The 25220-nt window shown below is 45.4% G+C and carries 28 protein-coding genes; 16 read left to right on the forward strand and 12 right to left on the reverse strand.

The genetic code is table 11. From position 1 onward, the window contains the following. The first annotated feature begins 54 nt into the window (after nucleotides 1-54). Nucleotides 55-3558: a beta strand repeat-containing protein gene (locus ACL934_RS13805; RefSeq protein WP_413612470.1), complete on the forward strand. Its 3504-nt coding sequence runs from the start codon at nucleotides 55-57 to the stop codon at nucleotides 3556-3558. Between the two features lie 68 nt (nucleotides 3559-3626). On the opposite strand, the gene ACL934_RS13810 is transcribed toward ACL934_RS13805, so the two are convergent. Continuing rightward, nucleotides 3627-4154 (reverse strand): hypothetical protein, encoded by a 528-nt coding sequence (locus ACL934_RS13810; RefSeq protein WP_413612471.1) that lies wholly within the window; start codon nucleotides 4152-4154, stop codon nucleotides 3627-3629. A 152-nt stretch (nucleotides 4155-4306) separates the two neighbouring features. Here ACL934_RS13810 and ACL934_RS13815 point away from each other — a divergent pair, with 152 nt between their 5' ends. Further along, the gene (locus ACL934_RS13815) at nucleotides 4307-4828 is read left to right on the forward strand and encodes an NUDIX domain-containing protein (RefSeq protein WP_413612472.1); all 522 of its coding nucleotides are present in this window, start codon (nucleotides 4307-4309) and stop codon (nucleotides 4826-4828) included. On the opposite strand, the gene ACL934_RS13820 is transcribed toward ACL934_RS13815, so the two are convergent. From ACL934_RS13820 to lptG, 5 genes are all read right to left on the reverse strand, one after another. Beyond that, a complete protein-coding gene (locus ACL934_RS13820) occupies nucleotides 4825-6402 on the reverse strand; it encodes an FAD-dependent oxidoreductase (protein WP_374074364.1) in 1578 nt (525 codons plus the stop codon). The two genes, ACL934_RS13815 and ACL934_RS13820, sit on opposite strands and share 4 nt — an antisense overlap. Before the next feature lie 72 nt (nucleotides 6403-6474). Further along, nucleotides 6475-7104, reverse strand: a complete 630-nt coding sequence (gene rpe, locus ACL934_RS13825) for a ribulose-phosphate 3-epimerase (protein WP_374080479.1) — start codon at nucleotides 7102-7104, stop codon at nucleotides 6475-6477. Nucleotide 7105: 1 nt separating this feature from the next. After that, a complete protein-coding gene (gene fmt, locus ACL934_RS13830; RefSeq protein ID WP_413612473.1) occupies nucleotides 7106-8089 on the reverse strand; it encodes a methionyl-tRNA formyltransferase in 984 nt (327 codons plus the stop codon). Then, nucleotides 8086-8721, reverse strand: coding sequence for a peptide deformylase (gene def, locus ACL934_RS13835; RefSeq protein ID WP_374074367.1), 636 nt, complete (start codon nucleotides 8719-8721; stop codon nucleotides 8086-8088). Before def ends, fmt begins: the two co-directional genes overlap by 4 nt. Nucleotides 8722-8748: 27 nt before the next feature. Beyond that, a complete protein-coding gene (gene lptG / locus ACL934_RS13840; protein ID WP_413612474.1) occupies nucleotides 8749-9828 on the reverse strand; it encodes an LPS export ABC transporter permease LptG in 1080 nt (359 codons plus the stop codon). 49 nt (nucleotides 9829-9877) lie between these two features. On the opposite strand from lptG, the gene ACL934_RS13845 reads away from it, so the two are divergent. From ACL934_RS13845 to ACL934_RS13865, 5 genes are read left to right on the forward strand one after another with little or no spacing between them, the layout of a single operon-like run. Continuing rightward, nucleotides 9878-10966: a response regulator gene (locus ACL934_RS13845; protein WP_413612475.1), complete on the forward strand. Its 1089-nt coding sequence runs from the start codon at nucleotides 9878-9880 to the stop codon at nucleotides 10964-10966. 52 nt (nucleotides 10967-11018) lie between these two features. Continuing rightward, nucleotides 11019-11843 carry a carboxylating nicotinate-nucleotide diphosphorylase gene (gene nadC / locus ACL934_RS13850; RefSeq protein ID WP_374074372.1) on the forward strand — a complete coding sequence of 275 codons (825 nt, stop codon included), beginning with the start codon at nucleotides 11019-11021 and terminating at the stop codon, nucleotides 11841-11843. Further along, a complete protein-coding gene (locus ACL934_RS13855; RefSeq protein ID WP_374074374.1) occupies nucleotides 11843-12595 on the forward strand; it encodes a biotin--[acetyl-CoA-carboxylase] ligase in 753 nt (250 codons plus the stop codon). The genes nadC and ACL934_RS13855 overlap by 1 nt, the downstream gene beginning before the upstream one ends. Before the next feature lie 9 nt (nucleotides 12596-12604). Beyond that, the gene (locus ACL934_RS13860; protein WP_374074376.1) at nucleotides 12605-13153 is read left to right on the forward strand and encodes a thioredoxin family protein; all 549 of its coding nucleotides are present in this window, start codon (nucleotides 12605-12607) and stop codon (nucleotides 13151-13153) included. Between the two features lie 4 nt (nucleotides 13154-13157). After that, nucleotides 13158-13697 (forward strand): GyrI-like domain-containing protein, encoded by a 540-nt coding sequence (locus tag ACL934_RS13865; RefSeq protein ID WP_413612476.1) that lies wholly within the window; start codon nucleotides 13158-13160, stop codon nucleotides 13695-13697. A gap of 42 nt (nucleotides 13698-13739) precedes the next feature. Here ACL934_RS13865 and ACL934_RS13870 read toward each other — a convergent pair whose 3' ends face one another. After that, nucleotides 13740-14213 (reverse strand): GNAT family N-acetyltransferase, encoded by a 474-nt coding sequence (locus tag ACL934_RS13870; protein ID WP_374074380.1) that lies wholly within the window; start codon nucleotides 14211-14213, stop codon nucleotides 13740-13742. A gap of 94 nt (nucleotides 14214-14307) precedes the next feature. Here ACL934_RS13870 and ACL934_RS13875 point away from each other — a divergent pair, with 94 nt between their 5' ends. After that, entirely contained in the window at nucleotides 14308-15042 is a 735-nt protein-coding gene (locus tag ACL934_RS13875; protein WP_413612477.1) for a hypothetical protein, read from the forward strand. Nucleotides 15043-15050: 8 nt separating this feature from the next. Here the strand turns inward: ACL934_RS13875 and ACL934_RS13880 are convergent, their stop codons facing one another. Next, entirely contained in the window at nucleotides 15051-15278 is a 228-nt protein-coding gene (locus tag ACL934_RS13880; protein WP_374074385.1) for a hypothetical protein, read from the reverse strand. Nucleotides 15279-15325: 47 nt separating this feature from the next. After that, a complete protein-coding gene (locus tag ACL934_RS13885; RefSeq protein WP_374074386.1) occupies nucleotides 15326-16918 on the reverse strand; it encodes a methyl-accepting chemotaxis protein in 1593 nt (530 codons plus the stop codon). A 195-nt stretch (nucleotides 16919-17113) separates the two neighbouring features. Between ACL934_RS13885 and ACL934_RS13890 the strand changes: the two genes are divergently transcribed. Next, a complete protein-coding gene (locus tag ACL934_RS13890) occupies nucleotides 17114-17410 on the forward strand; it encodes a helix-turn-helix domain-containing protein (RefSeq protein WP_413612478.1) in 297 nt (98 codons plus the stop codon). A gap of 159 nt (nucleotides 17411-17569) precedes the next feature. After that, nucleotides 17570-17968, forward strand: coding sequence for an SRPBCC family protein (locus ACL934_RS13895; RefSeq protein ID WP_374074390.1), 399 nt, complete (start codon nucleotides 17570-17572; stop codon nucleotides 17966-17968). On the opposite strand, the gene ACL934_RS13900 is transcribed toward ACL934_RS13895, so the two are convergent. Beyond that, nucleotides 17969-18685, reverse strand: coding sequence for an SIMPL domain-containing protein (locus ACL934_RS13900; protein WP_413612479.1), 717 nt, complete (start codon nucleotides 18683-18685; stop codon nucleotides 17969-17971). 173 nt (nucleotides 18686-18858) lie between these two features. On the opposite strand from ACL934_RS13900, the gene ACL934_RS13905 reads away from it, so the two are divergent. Further along, nucleotides 18859-19503, forward strand: coding sequence for an OmpA family protein (locus ACL934_RS13905; protein WP_374074393.1), 645 nt, complete (start codon nucleotides 18859-18861; stop codon nucleotides 19501-19503). A 77-nt stretch (nucleotides 19504-19580) separates the two neighbouring features. Here ACL934_RS13905 and ACL934_RS13910 read toward each other — a convergent pair whose 3' ends face one another. Further along, on the reverse strand, nucleotides 19581-20156 hold the full coding sequence (locus ACL934_RS13910) for an HD family phosphohydrolase (protein ID WP_374074395.1): 576 nt from the start codon (nucleotides 20154-20156) through the stop codon (nucleotides 19581-19583). Nucleotides 20157-20366: 210 nt separating this feature from the next. On the opposite strand from ACL934_RS13910, the gene ACL934_RS13915 reads away from it, so the two are divergent. From ACL934_RS13915 to ACL934_RS13935, 5 genes are all read left to right on the forward strand, one after another. Continuing rightward, complete coding sequence (locus ACL934_RS13915; protein WP_374074397.1) at nucleotides 20367-20852, forward strand: hypothetical protein; 486 nt, start codon at nucleotides 20367-20369, stop codon at nucleotides 20850-20852. Between the two features lie 141 nt (nucleotides 20853-20993). Further along, nucleotides 20994-22607 (forward strand): flavin monoamine oxidase family protein, encoded by a 1614-nt coding sequence (locus ACL934_RS13920; protein WP_413612480.1) that lies wholly within the window; start codon nucleotides 20994-20996, stop codon nucleotides 22605-22607. A 41-nt stretch (nucleotides 22608-22648) separates the two neighbouring features. After that, nucleotides 22649-23143, forward strand: a complete 495-nt coding sequence (locus tag ACL934_RS13925; RefSeq protein WP_413612481.1) for a hypothetical protein — start codon at nucleotides 22649-22651, stop codon at nucleotides 23141-23143. 81 nt (nucleotides 23144-23224) lie between these two features. Continuing rightward, nucleotides 23225-23974, forward strand: coding sequence for a substrate-binding periplasmic protein (locus ACL934_RS13930; RefSeq protein WP_413612482.1), 750 nt, complete (start codon nucleotides 23225-23227; stop codon nucleotides 23972-23974). Between the two features lie 125 nt (nucleotides 23975-24099). Beyond that, nucleotides 24100-24699 (forward strand): hypothetical protein, encoded by a 600-nt coding sequence (locus ACL934_RS13935; RefSeq protein ID WP_413612483.1) that lies wholly within the window; start codon nucleotides 24100-24102, stop codon nucleotides 24697-24699. On the opposite strand, the gene ACL934_RS13940 is transcribed toward ACL934_RS13935, so the two are convergent. Continuing rightward, complete coding sequence (locus tag ACL934_RS13940) at nucleotides 24700-25185, reverse strand: hypothetical protein (RefSeq protein ID WP_374074406.1); 486 nt, start codon at nucleotides 25183-25185, stop codon at nucleotides 24700-24702. It lies immediately after the preceding gene. Nucleotides 25186-25220: the final 35 nt, after the last annotated feature.

Genomic DNA, 25220 nt, shown 5'->3' on the forward strand with positions numbered 1-25220 from the left:
ATATGTAGGATACCTCACGAAAACCGATAAGTACCTAAGAACATAGGAAACCCAATGAAATGTCGGTACGTTCGGGCCATCTTTTTTATGTCTCTATTCTGGACTGCACTTGCTTATGCAGGCCCGGGCTCTCTCACTTATCAGGGGCGAATCAAAAACTCCGATGGCCAGGCATTGGAAGTTGACGGCGTTAAGTTTGAATTCTCTATCATGAATCCCACAGGAACTTGCGTATTGTATAAAGAAACATCGACGGCCATTGATATGCGCAACTCAAGCGGCGTCTTCGATGTTCCTATCGGAACGGGCACAAAAAATTATCCTGGAGATCCCAGTTTCAAGCTACTCGATTCCTTTGATAATAGTACTACTTTGAATTGTGAAAGTGGTGGAACTTATGTTCCGGTCGCTGACGACAAAAGACTTTTGCGTGTTCAGTTTTACGATGGCACAGGCTGGAAGTTGATCAGCCCTGACAGTGATATTCGTTCTGTTCCTTATGCAGGACATGCGAAGGTCGCACAGTCAGCACAAAAACTGGGAAACAACAGCGCTACCGATTTCATCCTCAAATCGAATGTTCCTCTGTGTGCCGCTGGACAGTATTTGCGCCACATCGCTCCCGCTGGAACTTTTGAGTGCACGGCTCCTTCTGTGAGTGGCAGCAATGTCACAGGCAATATCTCTGGCAGCTCCGCTGGATTTACTGGAAATTTAGTTGGCGACGTTTCAGGAACTCAAAGCACAACCAGTGTTGATAAAATCAAAGGTGTTGCTTTGGATATGACAGGCATTGCTTCTGGCAAGGTTCTTAAATACAACGGCACAACGTGGGCTCCGGCTGATGACAATGGAACCGCGGGTGCGTTGACCGGTCTTTCAGGAGACGTGACTTCGACTGGCAGTCCCACAGCAACTGTCACTTTAAGTGATAGCAGTGTGACATCTACAAAAATTTCTGACGGTACGATTGTCAACGCAGACATTTCTGCAACGGCAGCCATTGTCGACACAAAACTTGCGACCATTTCAACAGCAGGAAAAGTTTCAGGCGATGCGATCACCTCAGGAACCATTGGCGGTTCGACAGCTATCAACACATCAGGAGCAATCACTTCAGCGAGTGTATCAACAAGCACATTGGGTGTTAATACTTTACAAATTTATAAAACAGGAAATGGCAACAAAGTTACTATCACTGTTCCTTCGTCTCTTACTCCCGATTATTCTTTGCAACTTCCGGGTGATGATGGGACCTCGGGACAAATTCTTTCTACAGACGGCAATGGCGTGCTCTCATGGGTCAACCCTTCTTCGGGTTCTGTCACTTCTGTAGGAGCGACGGCACCTCTTGCCAGCACGGGCGGTGCAACTCCTGTCATTTCTTTAAATGACTCTGGCGTTACAGCGGGAACGTATGCCAAAGTGACTGTGAATGCGAAAGGCTTAGTAACGGGTAATGCCTCTTTAGCGGCGGGCGATATTCCAAATCTATCCGGAGATGTTACATCCACGGGTGGTTCTGCAAGTACGAAGGTCGAAAAAATCCAAGGCGTCGATGTTGCTTCTACGACGCCTCTAACGGGACAAGTAGTTATTCACAATGGAACTCAGTGGACTCCGGGATATTTTGGGATGGGTCAATTGCGTTCGACAGTGACAGGCAATACACAAGTTCCCGCATCTTGTTCGACTGCGGATAAAACTCTGACTTGGAGTGCGATCACAGATTCATTTTCTTGTACGACAATTTCAATTGCGAACACTCAAATCACAGGACTCGGAACAGCTTCAACGAAAAACTTCGGAACAGCTGCTGGTAATTTAGTCGAGCTGGATGGCGCAGGTCGCATCCCTGCTTCCCTTCTTCCCGCTGGTGGATATGTGACTGATGGTGGCAACACAACAGGTGCAACTCTGGTTGTCGGCACCAACGATGGTCAGTCACTGAGTTTGGAAACCAACAACGCGTCTCGCTTAACTATAGATTCGGCCGGAAACGTGGGTGTAGGAACCGCAAGCCCCACGCAAAAACTCGAAGTCAGTGGACGTGCTCTTGTTCAGGAAATGATTATCACCGGAGGCTTAGGAACAGACATCATTCGCTTCGGCGCAAGCCCCTATAATGGAGAAATTTACTACGTCAATAGCACGAATAAAATGTACTTTGATACAAACAACAGTCCACGCATGGTTATTGATTCTTCTGGCAACGTGGGGATCGGAACGACAAATCCTGGCTACAAACTCCAAGTGAATGAAACGTCGACCAGTACGGCGGCGGGCGATGCTATCGCGGCCTTCAACTACATGTGGGCCAATCCGGCAAGCTCGAGCGCAACAAAATTTACTGCTCAATACAGTGGAGCTGAAAGTGGCGGGAGTGCTGCTGCGATCACTGGTGGATTGCTGGGACAAGTGAGCTACGCCAATCACTATGGCGCAAACTCACTGACAAAATTAAGTGGCTCATGGTCCGGAGCCGGAAATAAATCCACTGGCACCGTCACAACGGCGGTGGGCGCTCAAGGCGAAGTGAATAATGACTCCACAGGTGTGATCACGTATGCCATGGGGTTACATTCCACCGTAAATAAAAACAGTACAGGAGCTATCACGAATGCCTATGGTCTTTATGTAGATCAGGTCCAAGGAACAAACAAGTGGTCCGTCTATGCCAATGATGCGACAGCGCCTTCGTACTTTGCGGGTAACGTGGGAGTGGGAACAACGACGCCAAGTCGTAAGCTCGCTGTTGCGGGTGTTGCAGAAGTCTCTGACGCTTTTTATATGAAAGAAGTCAACTCAGCTTCGAATTCTTTCGACGCTGCCGAACTAAGTACCTACATGTGGGATAACACTGCGGGCTCAGAGGGTTCGGGTCTTTCCGTTTACACCAAAGTCAATGGAACCCGCACTGCTGTGATAGATTTTACGGATGAGATTTACATCTATTCGCCACTCCGAGTGGAAACTGATTGGTCCTATTTAGAGCGAGCCGAAAATACCGTCTATGGGCATTGGCTTTATTTCCAAAAAGCTCGCGGCAACTATACAACGACAGCGGCCGTACAATCTGGTGATGAGCTTATGAATATTGCCGCGATGGGGGCTACGGGAACAGCGTATAACTGGAGTGGCTACTCGACAAATATTCGCGCTGCCGCCACAGAGACTTTCACAGCCGGTGGCCAGGGAGCTAAGTTGATGTTTCAAACGGCGGCAAATGGCACAACAACGGCGGCAACGCGCATGACGATTGATCACAACGGAAATGTCGGTATAGGAACAACGGCTCCCACAGAACGTCTGGATCTTGGCGGCGGAAATATCAAAGTCGGTCATGAGATCGTCATGGCCACTCAAGTGGCCGGAGCCGCTGCGGGATGGTACTATGCAAACTGTCCGGCAGGTAAATATGCCACAGGAGGAGCTTGTGCGAGCGGCTCAGGCACTATGGTACTGAACTCTGATGTGACTTCGACGGCTTATGGATGCTACAAGCCCGATACGAGTTCAAATATTCAAATCAAAGTCGTTTGTATGAATGTGCGATAAAGCTCAAATAAAAAAGAGGAGCCAAGGCTCCTCTTTTTCAAATTCAAATTCAAATTTATAAAATCGAATTAGAATTCCAGTGGCAAAGAAACTGAAAGAACGTAGGAGTTGTTCTCAAACTCTGGATCGATAGTTCCCGTATCACCTTCGTCAAATTTTTCATTTACGTACTCAAGGTTCAAAGACACAAATGGAAGACCTGTGAAACCCACTCCCACTTTCGTCGCTTTTCCTTTTACTTTACCCATAGTATCGAATTTCACTTCGTCCATAAATCCGTAGCCAACCCAAGCTCTGAAAAGAATTGGGAAGTCCACGCCGACAACGCCATACAATGTGCTTCTCTTTCCATCATCGTTCGCACCACTATCAGGCTTAAAAGTCCCACTCACACCCATCGTGTAATCAAGTCCGCCCCAGAAAAAAATGGGAGCCGCATAGGCCAAACGTAGACCCAATTGTGATCCGTCAAATTTACCGTCATTATTTTTTGTTTTACCCATCTCATAACCAAGGTATGGTTCAACCAAAATATCCGCTTGAGAAACGCTCGTAAAACCAAGTGTTAAAGCAAAAACCAACAAGAGCTTTTTCATAGAAGTCTTCTCCTTTTGTAACCCCAAAATAAATATAGATACTCTAAAATTTTGAAGGGACTCCTGCGCATGGTCAATGGCCAGACTCTTTCTGAAACACTATTTTCTCAAAAAGGTCCAGGTTTCCCGTACCAAAGTTTACCGGAGATTTTATGTTGCGCACCTTTAAAGACGACAGGGAATTCTACGCCTCTCTTCCGAGAAAACGCATCGGCGCCGGTGTGCTTCTGTTTTATAAACATGAATTATTGATTGTTCAGCCGACTTACAACCCTGGTTGGATCTTGCCCGGAGGAACCGTTGAAGGCGAAGAATCCCCTCTTGAAGGACTTCATCGGGAAGTGAAAGAAGAACTGGGTATTTCCATTGAACCCACACATTTAATCTCTGTGGACTACATTTCAAATAGAGATGTAAAAGGCGAATACATTCAGTTTCTTTTTGCCGCCAAAGATCTTACTGAATCTCAAGCACAAAAGATTCAGCTGCAGCCATACGAACTTCGCAACTTCAATTTCGTAAATCTTGAAAGAGCCTTAGAACTTCTCACTCCCGCCGTGGCCCGCAGAGTAGAAAGTTCCATTGAGGGATTAGAACAAAACCAAGGCTCCATTTATTTGGAAAATGGTCGACCCTATTTTGAAAAAATAAAGCCGATCACGGTGAATCTTTAAATATCCAAACTGTCTTCTTTTCTTTTTCTCTCCGTGGGACGAGAAATACGCTCTTCCGGTGACATATTACCCAATGCCGGACCATTTAAGACTTCGCCAAATTTATTAAAGCGAGAGCCATGACAAGGACAATCCCATGTCGCTTCGGAATCGTTCCAATGCAGAATTCCTCCCATATGTGGACAGACCGCGGAGAGTCTATGAAATGAACCGTCATCTGCTCGATACACGGCCACTTTGGAAAGACCTTCTGAGATCACACAACCTTCACCAGGAATAAGCTCCTCAAGATCCTTATTGTCTCCCGGAGAGATCCAATCCCGATACTGAATGCCTGTTTGAATATTTTCTTTGAGGAAACGAGTGACTCCCCGCCAATTGAAACGACTGGGACTGTACAGATCAGCCCAAGGGTGACTTCCCGTTGTAATCAAGTCGGCAAGAAGTATCGAAGCCACACCCCCGTGAGTGATTCCATTTCCTGAGTCTCCCGTCGCAATAAAAACATTGTCCTCATCGCCCGGATTTTTACCAATATAAGCGAGCCCGTCCATGGGCTCAATGATCTGCCCCGACCAGGCGGCGACAACCTCCCCTTCAATTTTGAGACGTCGCATAGCCCAATCTCGCAGCCTAGAAAAATGATCTTCAAATGTATCCCCTTGTCCCACGCGATGATCTTCTCCCCCGACAATCAGAACGTCATAATCACTATGTGGAATCGTGTGGAAACGTAAATAGTGGTAGGGATGTTCCGTGTCCCAGAACAGACAAGGAGCTTTCGTACCTCGCGGAACTTTCAGCCCAATGACATAAGTGCGGTAAGCCGCTTCTTTAACATGAATCTTCATCCAATCGTTGATGGGCACATTTGTCGCCACCACAATATGTTTGCAAGAAACTCGATGTCCCGACGAAGTTTCAACATAACTGTCATTGCCTCCTTGAAACTTCTCGGCATAAGTTTGTGGGTAAATTCGTCCGCCGCGAGCAAGAATTATGTCACAAAGTCCTTTCATGAATTTCACGGGGTCCATCTGCGCTTGGCGAGGAAATCTTAAACAAAGACCGGCTTCGAAAAATTGCTCTTCAGGACTCTCCAGCAAATGCACATCAAAGAACCCGGCATCTTGCGCTGCCGCCATCTCGGTTTCTAAAACACGGCGATCATGTTCTTCGGCCAAAAATAAATAGCCGTTCACTCTTTTAAAATCGCACTGAATATTTTCTTCTTTAACGATGGATTCAATCAGCTCAATGGCCGCGGTATGGCTGCTATAAGCAAGCCTTGCGCCTTCACGTCCATGCATCTGACGAAGTTTTCGGTAGCGATCATCCAATGCATTCGTAAGATGCGCCGTCGAGTGGGCCGTTTCGTTAAACCCCAAGAGATCTTTCTCTAAAATAACGACTTGGTGTCCTTTGCGCATCAGACGATAGGCAGTTAAGAGTCCGGTAATCCCGGCGCCTGCAATGCAGACATCTGTGGTGATGGATTGGTCTAAACTTTTTAAAGATGGAAAAGCTGTGTGCTCTTGCCACAGGGAATGAGTATGTTGCTGAGCATGCGCCATAGACTCCTCCTTAGAATTAGATCCTTTATTTTTAAGGAAATTTTCTCAAGAGGATTTTGCGTCTGTGAGTATTTACAATTTTAAAGTATCGATAGCGGACTTATAATCACGCCCGAAGACATAACTACCAGCCACAAAAACATCTGCCTCATGGCAAAGCTTTGCTGTTTCTTCGTTGATGCCACCATCAACTTCAATCAGACAAGATAGATTTTTTTTCTGAATTTCCTGACGAAGACGGGAGATCTTTGCAATTTGATCGTGCATAAATGACTGTCCACCAAAGCCTGGCTCCACTGTCATCACCAACACCAAATCACAAAGAGGTAGTAAAGGAAGAATCTCGTCCACCGATGTGCGAGGACGCAAAGTAATACCTGCTTTCGCACCCAACTCACGAATGCGTTTTAAAACATTCGCAGGATCACGAGTGGCTTCTACGTGAATCGTCAAATAATCACTGCCCGCTTTGATAAACTCCTCAACATAGCGTTCAGGCTCTTCGATCATCAAATGCACATCTAAAGGAATCGGAGAAACTTTTTTTAAAGACTTCACAACTGGAATCCCAATTGTGATATTCGGCACAAAACGTCCGTCCATCACGTCGACATGAATCCAATCTGCTCCTGCCGCAGAAACCGCTTTGATCTCTTTTTCAAGATTGGCAAAATCCGCTGACAGAATCGAAGGCGCGACCATTTTAGACACCGAGTTTGTCTCCTACTTTAAGACTGTTGCCTTTTAAAAAGTCTTCCACTTTCATGCGATTGCGTGATTCCGGCTGAACTTCGTAAAGTTTCAAAACACCCTCACCACATGCTACGGAAATATGATCGTCGTGAATCGCAGTGATTGTTCCCGGAGCGGCGGTAGCCGGCAGTGCCGAAGCGTCGGCAGACGCGTAGGCTGAAGCAGATCCCGCTGCCGCGGCTTTATGTAATTTCAATTTCTTACCCTGCAACAGAGTATAAGTTCCGGGTCCATAGACAAAGCCACGAATTTTTCCGTCAATGGCTTTAGCAGAAGCATTCCAATCAATTTGGGATTCTTGCTTTTCAATTTTCTTAGCAATCGTCACTTGCGATTCATCTTGTGGAACGGGAGCCAAGTTGCCACGAACATAGTCCATCAACTCCACACGCAAAAGATCGGCACCAAGGACAGCCAACTCGTCATGCAATTCCATCGCATTCATATCCGGTCTGATTTTCACACGGCGAATACCGATGATGTCGCCCGCATCAAGCTTCTTCACCATCTTTTGCAAAGCCACACCACTTTCGGCATCACCTGCTTCAATCGCTCTTTGAATTGGAGCAGCTCCGCGCCAGCGCGGAAGAATGGAGCCGTGCACATTCACACAGCCAAAACGGAAAGAGTCTAAAAAACTTTGCGTAAGAATTTGACCAAATGCCACAACAACGCCAACTTCAGCGCCCCAGCTGGCAATTTCATCTAAGATAAGTTGATTGGATTTTAAAGATTCCGGAGCGAGAACTTTCAGTCCGTGAGCTTGCGCCACCATTTTAACGGGGCTCGGAGTCAGTTGCAGTTTACGTCCTGCGGGACGATCGGGTTGAGTGACAACTCCAACAACCTCAAAGTGCTCATCAGCAAGAAGAGCCTTCAAAGAGGTCACTGCAAAATCAGGAGTCCCTAGAAAACAGACACGGACCTTACTCACACATCACACTTTTCCCCCGCGGACGCGGGCAGTGCTGTAGCGTCGTCAGACGCGGAAGCTGAAGCAGCTTCATTCTTTTCCTTAACCGGATAGCCGTGCTTTTTGATTTGGTTTTTGATCTTGTTGCTCTTCACGAAGCTTAAGTGATCGACAAAAAGAGTTCCTTCTAAATGATCCAACTCGTGCTGCATGCAAATCGCAAGAAGTCCGTCCGTTTTAATAACAAACTCTTTGCCATTCACATCAAAGGCTTTCATTTCGATGTAGTTAAAACGCTCCACGGTTTCGTAGTAACCAGGAATCGACAAACAACCTTCGTCAAAAGTCGTTTTACCTTCACCTTTGATAATTTCAGGATTGATCAAAATCAGAGGCTGCTGAACAGCGGCTTCAAGCTCTGTCATTTCTTCGTATTTATAACGACGGCCTTTTTCATCTTTAGGACGAGTGTCGATAACCACCATGCGTTTCAACTCACCGACTTGCGGAGCTGCCAAGCCAATACCGTGAGCGTCGTACATAGTTTCAATCAAATCCTCAGAGAGTTTTTTGATGTCGGCTCCAAATTTCTCCACGGGTTGCGAAACTTCACGCAACTTAGGGTCTGGAAATGTGAGGATTTTCATGATCATAGGAACCTCCGAGAGGCCCCCATTATATCAGCGTTTAAGCCTTTTGAGAAGGACCAAGGCCAATCCCGCCATGACAATATTCGGGGTCCAAGCGGCCATGACCGGAGGCAAAGTCCCATGCTGCCCTAAAGTGATCCCCGAGGAATAAAAGACGTAGTAGCCAAAAACCAAGGCCAAACAGATACCCACGTTCAGCATAGTCCCGCCCGAACGAGCCCGCCCGACACTAAATGGGATGCCTAAAAGACACATGACCAGGCCGGCAAAGGCGAAGCTGATTTTCGAGTGATAATCGACCTCATAAGCGACCGTATCAAGCCCCGCGTCTTTATTGCGCTTAATAAAATAATCGAGCTCCTTTTGCGACATCATGTCAGCGGTCTGTCCAGCACTTTGTAAGTCTTTAGAGTCCTCGGCCATCACGATATTCTTAGTCTTAAACTGGCTGGTTAAAGGAAAGCTTGAGTCCTTGGAAAAGATCGTCACCGTTCCGCCTTCAAGCACCCACTGCGACCCTTGGATTTTCACTTCACGGGCCGTGATCATTTGCACCAAATCCCACTCTTCACTGAAGAAGTACATCGTGAGCCCTTGGGCCCCGTCCCCTTTGGCATTCAAAGTTTTGATATTGAAGATGGAGTTCTTGGAGCGATACCAAATCTTATCCGTTTTGATCGTGGAAAAACGGTGAGGTTCTTTTTTGAGATCGTAATAGAGAATGTAGTTCTTCTCTTTCATCGCCTTCGGCAGAACCTTGTCTGCGGACCAATAACCAATAAGGGAGATCAGCACCACCCAAATCAAAATTGGAAAAGTGACCCGGATTAAACTCATTCCGCTGGCAAATAACGCGACGAGTTCATTGGCTTTGTTGAGGCTCGATAACGTGAGAATTGTGCCCATCAAACAGGCGACGGGAAGCAATTTCTGAATAATCTCTGGAAAAGAATACAAATAATAGTTGAGTAAAGCTGAGGGAGCCACACCCTTATAAGTCACCATGGTGGACATGGCGTCGACAGCCGTAAATAGGGTCAAAAAAACCAAGAGGCCACCGATGAAGTAGCCCCAAAATAACCAAGATGTGTATCTATCGATTCTGTTCACGCCTAAATGTTACCTTGACTAGAATTGAAATTCCTATTTTACTTTCATTATGGCTTTACGCGTCTTGCTTGCAGATGAGAGTTCCACAATCAAAAAAGTAATGCAACTGGCATTGTCTGACTTCGGTGTCGAAGTTAAGGCGGTTCCTGTTGGTCTTGATGTTCTGTCTGTGACAAAAACTTTCAAACCCGACATCGTTTTTGCCGATGTGCTTTTAACGAAGCGTTCGGGTTATGAGGTTTGCGCGGATCTGAAGAACGATTCTGAAACTTCACACATCCCTGTTGTTTTGATGTGGAGTGGCTTCATGGAAATCGACGAAGCCAAAGCCACAGATTGCAAAGCCGATCGCCGTTTAGAAAAACCATTCGATGCCGAACACTTGCGCTCGATTGTGAATGATCTTGTTAAAAAGGCGAAAACAAATCCTGTCAGCGATTTCCTCACGTTCCCAGAAATGCCGGACTTTGAAGAAACTCCTGAAGAGATTTCTCCCGCACAGAATCAAAACATTTACGCTATTCCTGAAGCCAAAGAAGAAAGCTTCCTCAATATTCCTGAAGTGGAAGACGTGGATGCCAATCCTTTGGAAGTTTCTGATGAAGAGTTCTCTGCCGTGCCATTGACGAATCCGAAAATGACGGATGAGCATGACGAAGGCGGATGGGCTCACCAAGATTTGACGAAGTTTAAGATTCAGTTGCCTGAAAACGAAGCGAATGATTTTGCCTCCAAATTTGTCATCCCGCAGGATGATGAATTGTCGCAAGCTCACATTGAAGTTGCAGGTGACTTCGAAGAAATCAGCTTCGCCAAACCGGAGCGAGAAATTGCTGTTAAGGCCAAGCCTTCCGTGGGTGCTGATTCTTTTGTTTCTAAAGTTGAAAAGTCCGTAAAAGAGCAAATGATGGAGACCCTGCAAAAGGGTGCAACAAAAGCCACTGCTGCAACGTCCAATGCTCAACCAAATACTCAATCCAAGATGGACTTAAACAGCAATATGATGGAAAAGATTATTCGTGAGGAAGCTCGCGAAATGATTGAATCCATTTGCTGGAAAGTCATTCCTGAGATCGCGGAACGTGTGATCCGCGAAGAAATTAATAAGATCCTCAAAGACACTGAGAAATCCATTTAAGCGCGTCGTTTTTTCTAAAAGCACGACGTGCTTTTGAAAGAGGTCGACTGCTATGACATTGCTGGAGCTCATTCGCGCTGCCATCAAAGAAGACATGCCCCATGGGGACGTGACTACCGAATCCCTTGCTCTTAAACCTCGCCCAGGACGCGCCCGCCTGAAAGCCAAGGAAGATATTGTTCTTTCCGGAGCCATGGCGTTTGAACAATCCATGCAAGCCTTGGAACCTTCTTGCCGTGTAAAATGGCATTTCGAAGAAGGCGATGAAATTCTTAAGAATCAAATCATCTGCACTATCGAGGGCGACCTTGTGCAAATCCTGAAAGCCGAACGCGTGGCTTTGAATTTCTTAGGCCATCTTTCGGGAATTGCGACTCACACTCGCCGTTTCGTAAAACAAATCAGCGGGACTAAAACAAAAATTTTGGACACTCGCAAAACAACTCCCGCGTTCCGTGACTTGGAAAAACGCGCCGTGGTTCATGGTGGAGGTGCCAATCACCGCATGAACTTGAGTACGGCAATCCTGATTAAAGACAATCACATTTCCGTGATGGGTGGAATCACAAACGCGATCAATCGTGTGCGTGAACACAGTCAACTTCCGATCGAAGTCGAAGCGCGCACTTTGGAAGAAGTCAAAGAAGCCGTAGAAATGAAGGCACAACGTATTCTTCTTGATAACATGGATAACGAAATGCTGAAAAAGGCTTTGGCCTTGGTGCCTGCCGACGTTGAAACCGAAGCCAGCGGCAACATGAACTTAGAGCGTGTGCGCTCCGTGGCTGAAATCGGTGTTAATTATATTTCTGTCGGCGCACTGACTCACTCAGCCCCTTGCGCTGACGTGAGTCTTGTTTTCCAGTGGGAGGACTAATGAACGACACACCTCTAGCAGACATTCGCATTGGCCAAGTCACTTCGCAATGGGCTGAGAACAATCATATTTTTGTCTCTTACAAATCCCAACAAGCCAGCACCAGTGAACTTGCTAAAGAGGAAGCCTTTGAAGAAAATCTGATGGAAGAGTCCTTGTGTCTTTATCTGACAGATCATCAAACGGCAGGCCGCGGTCGTGGGAAAAATTCTTGGATTGATGCGCAACCGGGAAGTTCCCTTTTAAGTTCTTGGTCTTTTCTTTTAGGAATCAAACCTCAACCAACAACGGCGTGCCTTGTGGGTCTTGCCGTGTATCGTGCGTGCTCGACGACGTGGCCGTTTCTGCCTTGGAACTTGAAAGCTCCCAATGACATTTACATCGGTGCCAACAAAGTGGCGGGCATTCTTTTAGAAAGTCTGATTCAAGGTGATGACGTTCGTCTGATCGTGGGTCTGGGATTTAACGTGACGGCTTCGCCGAAAGATGTCGAAATCGCGACAAGCTTACTTGAGTCATTGCCAGCGGGAGCTCCGCTTTTAGGTCAAGACTATATGGCCTTCTTAGATCGTTTGTTGTTTGAGTTAACGGATGCACTTTCTCATAGCGATGAGGCTTTAAGTCCGACGGATCAATTGTCATTACTCATGGCTTTAAACCAACATCCTTTGCTTAAAGAGAAGTACACTGGAATGGAAGCCGATGGCAGCTTGCTGATCGGTGATAAAAAAATCAGTTGGACTTCTTTGTAGGAGGCGCTTGTGGCATTAACATTCACTCCCATGGCTGACCTTGGTAACGATTGTCCCGGCTTTCAACTTCCGGCGACAGATGGAAAGACTTACGCCCTGAAGGATTTTCCTGTGGGATCACCTTTGGTTGTCATGTTTATCTGCAATCACTGCCCTTATGTTCAAGCCATTGAAGATCGTCTGATCACTCTGGGAAATGATCTTAAAAAACAAGGCGTGCAAGTTGTTGCCATTTGCTCCAACGATGAAGAAAGTCATCCGGAAGATTCTTTTGCGAATCTAAAAAAACGTGCGGAAGAAAAACATTATCCGTTCGTTTATTTGCACGATAAATCCCAAGAAGTGGCGCACAGTTTTGGCGCGGTCTGCACTCCGGATTTCTTTGTGTACGATAAAAATCACAAGCTTGCCTATCGCGGACGTCTTGATGATTCCTGGAAGGACGCTAGCAAAGTCAAAAAGCGCGAGCTTTACGACGCCGTCCAAACACTTTTAAAAAACGAAAAAGTTTCTGAAGAACAAACAGCCTCTATGGGCTGCTCAATTAAATGGATATAAAAAAATGAAGTACATCATTGTTTTCGTTCTTGTTGCTATCACATCATTCGGTCTTTTCCTCGCAAACTATCTTGGTGCCTTTAAAGGTGTTGATATCAGCGAAGCGTCCCATGGCCCCTACCAAACGGTTTATATCGAACACGTAGGCCCGTACCACAAGGTCAATAAAGTGATCGAAAAAGTGGAAAACTTTATGAAATCCCAAGGCGCTCCCTGCGCTCGCACTTTTGGCGAATACATGGACGACCCACAAGTTGTCGAAGAAGCACGCTTGCGCTCAAAAGTGGGTTGCATCGTCGAGACACATCCTGCAGGACAATTGCCTGAAGATTTTAAAACAGGCGATATTCCGCAAAGAAAATACGTTGTCGCGGTTTTCACAGGCTCTCCTGGAATTGGACCTTTGAAAGTTTATCCTCGCGTGAATGACTACATGATAAAACAAAACTTGAAACAGTCAGGTGCTGTGATTGAAATCTATGAGATTCATTCGATCACTGAAAAGAATGCGATGACGACGACTTACTTGTTCCCGGTACAATAAGTCCTTCTTCAAAAATGGCGTTGGTTATTTCATCAACGCCTTTTACTTCAAGTCTTTCTTCATCATCCTGTTCGTCGTATAGAATCCAGACTTTTCATAGAGAGCAATCGCAGCCGTATTGTGGCCAAAAACATGCAACCCCACGGATGAACAGCCCAACCTACGGACTTCATTCTCCATAAGGTTCATAAGCATCTTCCCTAATCCCTTTCCACGATGATCCGGCTTTAGCTCAATATCATAAATAAAAGCATAGGGCTTTTCACCATTGAGTTTCTTGGCAATCCATAAAATCCCGACGGACTCACCCGTTGCCTTTTCGACCACAGAAAAGAGAAATTGGTCAGGGGTTTCTAATCCTTGAGGCAGTTGCTTTGCGTAGGCCTCTTGTGAAATTTTGAGCGCCTCTTCGGGGCTATGCCCTTCGCCTTTTTGTTTTTCCGCCGCATAGTTATTGACGGCGTATTGCTTGTAATCAGAAAACTCTTGGGCATTCATTTTTCTAAGTTCAATCATGCAGAAATTTTGGCGCGAAAAAGAAACATCTTCAACTGTTGAATTAATTTCGACACCGACTTACCATGTCAGTAGTAAGTAAAGGTGCAATAACATGAATAAATTCGTCGGTTTTATTTTTTTCAGCACGGTCGTGATTTCGCAAGCCCGCGCCAACGATGCTTTCTGTCCTCCTGGTAGCAACAAGGCTTTGCAAAAAATTGAACTTGGTAAAATCATCGAGTCACCGAAGTGCTTTAAACGCCAAGGCGATGAAAGCAATGAAGCCATTGCTGACAAAAACCAACTTACTGATTTCGAAGTTCTTGCGCGACTGGCTTTCGCAGAAGGCATTTCCACGAATATGGAGAAATGCGAAAAGTACGGCGAATCCATTTTTGAAAGTATCGCTTGGGGTGTTCACAACCGTGTTGAGTTAACAAAATCCAATCCCAAATGGGAAAAGAGTTTTGGCAAAGGCTATCGCGGCGTGATCTTTAAAAAAGCCCAATTCAATCCAGCGGTTTCTAAAAAATCCACGTACTCGACACTGTTCTTATGCCCTACCGAACACCCACTTTGGAAAGTCTATTGGCAACACGCAACGGAAGCCGCCAATAAGGTCGTGACAGCTCCCGATGAAAATCCTTTTTTAAAAGGACCGAAGACAAACGGAGTTTCTGCTGTCACGCACTTCTATTATCCGCAAAGCTCACAAGCCACAAACCCGCCCGTAGACTGGGCGAACCTTACAAAAACTAAAGCGAAGAATGCTTACGTAAAAAACATAAAGGTCAATGGCTCGACATTCAGCAATGAGTGCGTACAATTCTTCTCCTACGCAAAATAGCCGGAAACCTACTCCACCTCGTCAAATTGTTTTATTTTCACTTTCATCTCCTCGGCCACCCGAGTGAGTTCTTTTAAGTCGACAATAGGTTTTCTTACACGGGCCATCTGTGCAGGAGTAACCCCTATAACTTGCACTGCCATTAAGCTTCGATCCAGCTCCGACATGATTTCTTTATTTGAAACGACTAACTCATTAAGCAAGTTTAAGAAATCATTTAAGTCCGTTTTTTTCATACGATCCCCTAGAGAGGGCAAGATCATTTCTTACCCCGTTTTTGTGATTAAAATCCTTCCGTGCTACCGACCTTGCGCATTCCCCACTCATCGTCCTTCTCTGAAAACTTATCGCCTTTGATCTTCGGCTTCAAAGCCACGACTTTGGAAGTCGATGCATTTTTTGAAGAATTCGAATTCTCCATTTTAGATATCATGAGTTGGGTCGCGGGTTCCTTACCACCTCGAATTGTGACTGCTAGTAAATCCACGACTTGCGTCAACTGTGTCGCCTGAGCAGAAAGTTCCTGAGCCGCTGCGGAGGCCTCTTCAGATGTCGCCGCATTCACTTGAGTCACTTGATCCAGTTGATTCATAGCTTTGCCGATTTGCATGATCCCATTGGACTGCTCTTCGCTTGCAGAGGAAATCTCTGCATTGATTTCGGAAACTTTTTTTACCGAAGCAACGATCTCAGCTAAAACCTGTCCACTCTGATCAGCCTGCTGACTGCCTCGTTCAATTTTATCAACACTTCCTTTAATCAGCTCCGTGATATCCTTGGCTGCAGAAGCACTTCGCTGTGCAAGATTTCTAACGGCTTCCGCCACGACCGCAAACCCTTTTCCTTGTTCTCCAGCCCGAGCCGCTTCAACGGCCGCATTCAATGCCAAAAGATTGGTCTGAAAGGCAATGTCATCAATAACAGTAATAATCTCCTCAATCTTTTTTGAATCCTTGGAAATTTCTGCCATCGAATCCATAAGACTGCGGATTTCATCTTCGCCTTTACTTGCGATCACACGCGTATTTTCCGAAAGTTTCGCGGCCTCCTTTGCATGATCGGCGTTAACTTTAACCATGGAAGTCAGCTCTTCTAGCGTGGAAACTGTCTCCTCCAACGAAGCTGCTTGTTCCGTTGAAGCCTCTGACAGCTGTTCAGAGGACGAAGCGATCTGCTGAGACGCAACAGAAACCTGTTCTGAACTCCCTGTAAGGTCTGAAATAATTCGATTAATCGTTTTACCTAATGAAATTAGAATCAAAGCCGCCACCGCAATACCTATAAGAATTGATGAGGCACTAAAAATCAGAACCAAGGATCGAGCTTGTGCATACTCCTCATTTGTCCGTTGGTCTTCGTCTTTCATGGCCTTGTTTTGTCTATCCACCATGGAAGTCAGGTTGCCCGTTAACGCCGCTCTCACTGGCGTTGCTTTAATCTTGGCGATCTCAAAAGCTACCTTGTTCTCGTTTTTTAGCGCATGGGCTGTAATTTCTTGGTTTGCCTCCCACCACTTTGCGTATCCTTCTCGGATCTCAGCGATTTCTTTTTTCCCGATTTCATTCGTTTTCCCTTCAAAATCAGACATCAATTTGAGCAAAGATTGATGACGCTCATCCATATTTTTTTTGATCACGGACATGCCGCTTTCTGATTCTTCAAGCATAAGATTACGCTGATCCAAAGCCTGAAGATCAACAAACCCCCGAATGTCTTTAACTAGAAGAACTCGCGCGACATTCCCGGAAATCAGCTTGGTTATAGCCGTATTCAGGGACTCCATTTTACTGAGACCTATAGATGAAATGGCGACAGCACCTACCATTAAAATTAAAACTACAAATCCCACTTTAAAATTAAGACTCTTTTTCCCCAAGATATTCTCCTTTGATTTTGTTTTTGATAGAGGCCTTCTCGGAACGTTTCCCTGAAAACAAAGTCCTGTTTCTTGTCAAAAAAAATTCATGCCTTTGAACATTTTTCACTATGTTTTTCAAAAGCTTATTCATTTCAGGCTATTAGCTACATTATGTAGCTGTTACACTATGTAGTCTTAACTTAAAAATAACGAATGATGCGCCACAAAAAGCAAAAGAAAAATAATGATGATGAAGGGCTATGGCTCACAAACGTCGAGTTCAATGGACGCGCTGATAAGGCATTCGTTAAGACCCAATTAACGGCGATTTCAAGCAAGATTGCAACGTATCGAAAAATGAAAAATATGTCACAAGAGACGCTTGCCGAACTCGCGTGTGTAAGCGTCGCAACAATTAAGTTCATTGAACAGAAGCAACGCGTGCCCAGCCTTGTTGTTTTACTAAAAATTATATATGTCATAGATAAAGAGACAACACTTTGGCCATAATAATTTCAAGACAGTGACCTAAGAACTCGATATCATTACTAGGAAGTGTTTTTGCCAAACAAAGAGCGTCTTTCGATGAAACTCTTTCCAACTCTCCTATTTATTTTTCTCGTTTCCGCAGCCGCTCCCCTTTCAAAGCAAAAGACGAAGGAGAAACCAATGACTTTTCCCGCAAGACATATCAGCGTATCCATCAACCACCCTTCTTCTGAGGTTTATGAATTTACTTCCAACCCCGAGAATCTTCCGAAGTGGGCGGAGGGACTGAGTGGCGGCTCGGTAATTAAATCCGGTGACTTCTGGGTTTCAGAATCTCCCATGGGAAAAGTTAAAATTAAATTCGCCGAAAAAAACAATCTGGGAGTTCTGGATCACGACGTGACTTTGCCCTCGGGCGAAACCAACCACAACCCATTCCGAGTGCTCAAGAATGGCGACGGCAGCGAGGTTGTTTTTACTCTCTACCGTTTACCCAAAGTCACTGATCAAGATTTTGAGAAAGATGCAAAGCAAGTTGAAAAGGACCTTAAAAAATTAAAGTCCCTTCTCGAAAAATAATTAATTGATTTCGTATTCCGCTGTCACTTCAACACGAACTTTGATTTGTCCTGCTGAAACTTCTGTTGGAGCCGAGTCCGCGGCTTCCATCTTCATGGCATAGTTACGGAAAACCGGCTGAGGTCCCACATGACCTGTGGAGTGGCTGATCTTCGAAACACCTTTTACTTTGACTCCCGCAGCTTTAGCGATCTCTTCGGCTTTCATCTTCGCCGCGCGAACAGCGTCACCCAAAGCGGCCGTTTCCACTTGTGATCTTTTATCTGAATCCCAACTGATCGAATTCACATTTGTACCGGAATCCATGGATTTTTTCTCTGTGACTAAAGAGTCCAGGAAATTCCCAGCGTCCTCCACTTTACGTAAAGTCACCGTCAAACTTTGACTAACCCGAAAACCCGTCATTTTATTCTGACGCAATTTTTGGTCATATTCGTATTCTGGATTCAAAGAATAATTGTCCGTTTGGATATCTTCTTTTTTGATTTTGTATTCATCAAAAGTCTTTTTGATATGTTTGTACTGATTTGCGGCCAATTGTTGAGCCTGTTTTGCTGTGGAAGCTTTACTCCACACTTCAATACCTAGGTTCACCATATTCGGGTCCAGGCCTTTTTCTGCAACTCCATTTACGATGATCAAGCGATCCTCCGCTGCATGGGCCACACCGGCCATAAGAGCGATGGAAAGAAGACTTGCTGCAAAGATCTTAGTCATAGATTTCCCCTTTCTTGGGTCTGGGAAAAGCATAAATCAAGGCCTGTATAAGGTAAACAGAGGACGAACTGACGCATTCGACCAAAGTTAGAGTCTCACTGGACGCGCCGACTCTAATATTGATCTTCTTTGACAGTTATTTCGATAATGGAACTCTCAAACAAGGAGACCCCGTGAAAAAACTGATTCTTATCGGAACAGCGGTTGCTATGTTGGCGACTGGTTGTGCAACTACTCAAGAAAACCCTAACACAGCAAAAGGTGCTGGTATCGGTGCTGCCGTTGGCGCAGTAGCTGGTGCGGTGATCGGCCATCAAACTGGCAGACGCAATGAAGGCGCTTTGATTGGTGCTGCTCTTGGAGCAGGACTTGGTGGCGTTATCGGCAATCGTTTGGACAAGCAACAAAAAGAGCTTGCGAAAATTGCAGAGACAAAAAGAACTGAGCAAGGCCTTATCACAAAACTTAAAAGTGATATCTTGTTCGACACTGGTAAAGCAGATTTGAAACCAGCAGCAAAATCAAACATTGGTCAACTTGCTGCGATCATGAAAAAATACCCAGAGAATGTTTTGACTGTAAAAGGTTACACAGACGACACAGGTTCAACAATGGTGAACAACCCATTGTCACAACAACGTGCCGACGCTGTTCGCGTGCAACTTGTAGCAGCGGGTGTTCCTGCTCCGACTGTAACTTCCATCGGTATGGGTGCTGAAAATCCAATTGATCCAGCGAAAACAAAAGAAGCTCGCGCTAAAAACCGTCGCGTTGAAATCGAAATCACTGTCGATGAATCTAAAGTTCCTAAGTCTTAGTGGCCGTGAGGCCGCAAAGCGAAGCTAAAGCAGCTTTTTAAACAAAAACCCGAGTCATCGACTCGGGTTTTTTATTTTTATTTCAAAAGATTTCGCGCCAATTCTAAGAAGCGCGCCTCTGTCACTTCCGGTGGCCAAGGGATGATCGGGAAATCAAAAGGTTCGTCGTCCCCGATGCTCCAAGATTTCAAATCCTTCGTGATAAGATCACGCACTTCCGTTGCGAGCAGGCGGCGGTCAATCTGTTTCACGACTTTGGGAAGTGGATATTCCATGTTGAATTTTTGTGAAATCGCCCAGTGAATGCGGGACTCGATCAACTCAAAATCCGGAAGCAAGGCTTTGATCGGAGAAACCAGGTCGCCGATATAAGCTTCCGTTGCATCATGAAAAAGCATGTGCAAAGCGATCTCTTTTGTGGGTGACACTTCCGCACCCAAGCAAGAGTGTTGACCAACGCTATAAAAGAAACGCGTGTGTCCGTTAAAGCGCGCCTGACGAGCCAGAGCGCAGGCAATGTCCTCGATCTTCACGGCATTGGGATCGGGATTAAGAATGTTAAAACGATTTCCCGACAAAGTGATCACCCAAGATTTTTCGATCACTTCAGGCTTATTTAATTTTTCCGTGAGCAAAGGCATTTCTAGTTTCATGGCTGACCTGATTACATAAAGACCTCCCGAGTTTCACGTCTTTTCTTTCTGATTCAAGGCGTTAGGTGGAAATTTCACGGAACAGTTATCCGTGAACGAAGCTCGGTTTACTGGATGGTAACTTGAGCGCTTGCTCACTTACAGAGAAGGTAGGCCCGCTCTCTTGTGCACAGGGAACAAAAAAATTTAAAAAACTTTTTAGGAGATAATATGAAACGAATTATGGCTCTTTTTCTTGCCCTTGCTTCCTCGACAGCTCTTTACTCTCACGCCTTGGTCACAGCCGACTCTTCATGGGATGAAATTCTTCGCGTGAAATACCTCGATGTGAAGGCCCCGACAGTTTATATGGGTCGTAGCATTGATTATATGTTCGTCTGCCAAGATGGCGATCAGTTGCGCACAAAACAACCCGTGGACATCACCGAGACTCGCAGCTTCGGCGACCGCATGGAAGTTGTCGTGGTCGGAAGAGAATATCTTTCCACACCGATCAACTACACACACGTGGTTGAAGACTGCTTCTGGAATACCAACCAACGTATCTGCAAAGACGTCGAAGTGAGTGGCTCTTACCCATTGACGGTGACGGTTCCCGTTTACCGTCATATCTCGAACCGCAATGCCGACCATTGGACTTTGCTCTTTAGAAAATCTTACACTATTGAGCCCTGCGAGACTGTTCAGCCTCATTAAAAAGGTCCCTGGCGTTCCGCAATTTCAATACGTTCTCAACAAGAGGAGGCCCCGGCGTCTCCTCTTGTGATTTTCCGAAGAAAACTTTATTTAGTGCGCTGGGCGCCAGGATGTGCAACTGGACTGTTCCCAGAGGTTTAAATGCAAAGACGTGATTTTTTAAAGACGACAGTTTCCCTTGCCGCCCTCTCTTCCATTCCTTCAAAAGGCCTCGCAAAAGGCTCTGAATGGGTGGCTAAAAAACTCAATGACGACCTTCCGATTGCGCGCGTATCGGCTGATGAATCTTCAAGCCTTGATTTTAATGGCGACAACATTGACCGTCCTCACGACATTCTTTGGAATATCGACGGCTATATCGATAAAAAAGGCGGCGAACCCGCTGTGACTGAAGAGCTTGATGTCATCGTTGTCGGTGGCGGTATCGCGGGATTGAGTTCCGCTTACTATCTTCGCAATAAAAAAGTCGCTTTGCTCGAGTTTGACACTCGCTTAGGCGGAAACAGCAAAGGCGAGCTTTACAAAGACGCGTGTTATTCCATCGGTGCTGCTTACCTTTGTGAGCCTGCGGAAGGCACTCCACTGGATGCCCTTTTAAAAGAATTGAACATTCACGACAAAGCTCGCAAAGAGAATGGCGAAGACACTTCTGTTTTCTTTAAAGACCGCGTCGCAAAACCTTTCTGGCAAGGTGCTACAACCGCGGATGCCCACAGTGATTTCAAAAAATTCCACAATCGTCTGTCAGAGATTTATAACGAAGTCGACTTTAGCTTTGACGGTGCTTTTGCAAAAGAACACGATCGCTTGACTGTGGATGAGTGGGTTGCCAAAGAATTTGGTGAGCTTCACCCGCATCTTTTAGAATACTTGCAACTTTACGGTTGGAGTTCTTTCTGCGGATCTACAGATGAACTTTCTGCTTTCCAATATCTTGGTTTTATCAGCGCTGAAACGGGCGCAATCTTGGCTTACCCAGGTGGCAACGCTTACGTCGCACATAAAATGGCGCAACAAATCCGCAAAGACGCCGGGGAAAATTCATTACGCTCTGGCTGCATGGTCATGCGTGTGAAAACAGAAAAAGATTCTGTGACGGTTCTTTTTGAAGACGGCATGGGCGTTCTTAAAAAAGCCCGCGCTCGTCATGTCGTGATGGCCTGCCCTAAATTCGTGGCCAACCGTTTGATTCCGGAACTCAGCAAAGAGCAAAGCGATACAATGCGCATGCTGCCGTATCGCGCTTACCTTGTTGGTAACGTGATCACTAAGAAACCGTTCCAAACTCCGAGCTTTGAATTGTACTGCTTAAAAGGCAGTGTGCCTCCGTCTCCAACTGCAATGAGACGTGGTGATCGCAACTTTACAGATATTTGCTTCGGAACATGGGCGCAACAAGATCAGACAGAGCACAGCGTGCTTACTCTTTATCATGGCATTCCCTACGATGGAGCCCGCCAGTTCTTGTTCAATCCGATTTCACACGACAAATACAGAGACAAATATTTGGCGGACGTAGAGCCTATTCTAAAAGGTTTGAATCTGACAATGAACGACATCCACGGCATCCGTATGACTCGTTGGGGACACGCGGTGCCTTTGTCACGCAAAGGAATGATTGTTGACGGAACAGCTCAATTAGCTGCAACTCCCGTCAAAAATTTGATTCACTTCGCGCACCAAGACAACTGGATGACTCCTTGCTTTGAGGCGTCTCATCAAGCGGCTTTGGACGTCATCCAACTCATCAAATAAAATATGTTGTCTGACAGTCTTCAATGGACGAAGATTTAGGAATGAACAGAGAAAACTCCGGCTTCGTATTTTTAATGGATTGCGCCGACATTGGCGAGGCGCAGGTCATTAAATCTTTTCTGGAATCCCAAGGCTTTCATCCTCGTGTGCGTGATGAACAGACAAGAAGTGTAGCTCCGCACTTGGGCAATCTTTTGGGCAAACTCACTTTGGAAATTCCTGAACACGAATACATGGATGCTTCGCAAACTTTGGAAAGCCGAGAGCGTCCTCGTCTGCAAGTTGCGCCTGAGACATCGAGTGATGATACTCAAGCCCTTGCGAAAAAGGCACTTTGGAATGCCATCTTGGGTTGTGTTTTTATTCCGTTGATCTGCAATTTTTATTCGATGGTCTTGGGTTATCGCGTCTTACGCACCGAAGTGCCATTGAGCGCGAAAAGTCGCAACAGACTCTTATGGGCCATTTTGTTCAACTCCATTGCTTTCTATATCTGGCTCACAATAGGTCCGAAATTTTTCACAAATCTTCTGTAAAGACTTCTTGTCGGGGTGTTTTTCTACAAGAAGTAAACGGGGTTCATCAAAGATCATGTCCGCATCGGTTATGCTAGAGGCATGGTCGCTTTCCTATTTGCCTTGCTTGTTTCAATAAGTGCCAACGCCTATGTCGTGATTGGCCATGACTTTGAGCCCTATTACTTCAAATCCGGCTCAGAGGGAATTCAAGGCGCCTGTTATGAGATCATCCAAAAACTCTGCCAAATGGAGAAAATTCACTGCAAATTTAAGCTCGCACCTTTTCGCAAATTTCTGACGATGTTGAAAGATGGAGATGCTGATATCGGTTGCCCCTTGGCGGAGTCTCCACAACGACATAGCGTTTATTATTTCAGCGAAAAAATTTTCGCCACTCGCTACGCTTTTTTTGGCGCCCCAGAGTATGTTAACAAAATCAAAACTTATGATGATCTTAAAGGACTCGGTGTCGGAGTCATGTCACCGTCACTCACGGAAGTAAGTCTTCTGAAAGCGCAAGAGTATGCTGATCGCAAAATTAAAATCCATCCCGAAGTAAATACCGATGTTTCTTTGCGAAAGGCGAACACCAAGAAATACGCCCTCACCTATGTCAATCGCGACGTGGCCAATGCTTGGATAAAAAAGAATCGCAGCCGTATGATCGAGGTGAAAAGCCTGGGTGAAGATGTGGGTTACAGTCTTATCTTTTCTAAAAAAAGCATCTCTCAACAGCGCTTTGAAAAAATGCAAGCTCACTTACAAAATCTTTTTCAGTCTAAAGAACTCGCCTCCATTTGTGAAAAATACAACCTCACTCTCATCCCCGTGGTTCCAGATCAAAAATAAGGGGTCTTCGCCCTCGTTTTTAATATTCATTTATAGAATATAATTTAAATATCCATTCATTTCACATCCTGACGGGCACTGGCTATACCAAACGCATTCAAAGAACTGAACCCTGAAGGTGATAAATGAAAAAAATGATCTTGGCTCTTACGACTCTGCTTTTTAGCTCTCATGTTTTTGCTACTGCGACTTTAAGAATTCCTGTTTACATCGAAGGCGACCGTGATCCGGTTCCTGCCATTGAAATCAATAAAAAATTGAAAGCTGTCGGCGCTCCCCTCATCCCTTTATACATGGAAGTTTCCACTGGCGAAGATGGATATAAAAAGTTTGAAGCCTTAGATCAACTCATCGAGAAATCTTTGGCTGCTCTCGGCAAAGATTATGAATATGTGATGCGCGATTCAGAATTGATCCCGGCGGCAAACTCCATCAATGGCTTTGCAACTTGCTACAAAGGCAATCCCCATGATGTGCCCAGAGTGGCTTCAAGTCTGACGGACGTGGCTTATTCCGATCAGATGAACCTCTGGGGATATAAATTTAAAAATCACACCGAGTTATTCGCCGACGATGAAGAAGATGGCTTTTTGAACAACTTCCTCTCGGAGCAATCTGATCTTTGGAAAAACTGGAAGAGTAAAAACGATGACATTCTTATCCTCAGCGCTATTGGCGACAGCGGTGACGATGTGAATGAATCCGTGATTTCTAAATGTAAATAGTTAGTAGTACTTGTCCAAGAAACGGAAGTACTGGTCTTTGAAAACATCCAGCTCCATTTTAACTCCCTGGGAATCCAACGTCTCAGGGATGCTTAAATGAACCTGATCATCTGTTTTCCGGTATTCCAAATACTTCGTGAAGAGCACCATCGCATCTTCTCCGGTTCTTTCGGAATAATATGGGACAAAGAAACTTTCGATTTCCGTTTTATCCGGCAAGAAGCCTTCAACAAGATTCATTTGATTGATGAAGGGTCTTGGGCAATAGAAAAGGCGCAAACGCTGACATTTGATTTTGTGAATCCACCCGTGAAAGTTGCGAATCCCCAAAGAGTTAATCCCTTTTAGATCTTTCAGGTCGATATTCAAATCAAAGTGAGGATTCACCTCAACCCCATCCAACGCCGACGAGTACTCATTCAAACTGCCTTTAAGCAGAATGGTCGTGCATTTGTCGCTGATACTGAATGAGAGTTGCAAAGCCATGGTTCACCTTTAAAAGTCGTAAGCTTATCGGATTT

This window comes from Bdellovibrio sp. HCB-110, from assembly GCF_047323225.1.
Classification (GTDB): domain Bacteria; phylum Bdellovibrionota; class Bdellovibrionia; order Bdellovibrionales; family Bdellovibrionaceae; genus Bdellovibrio.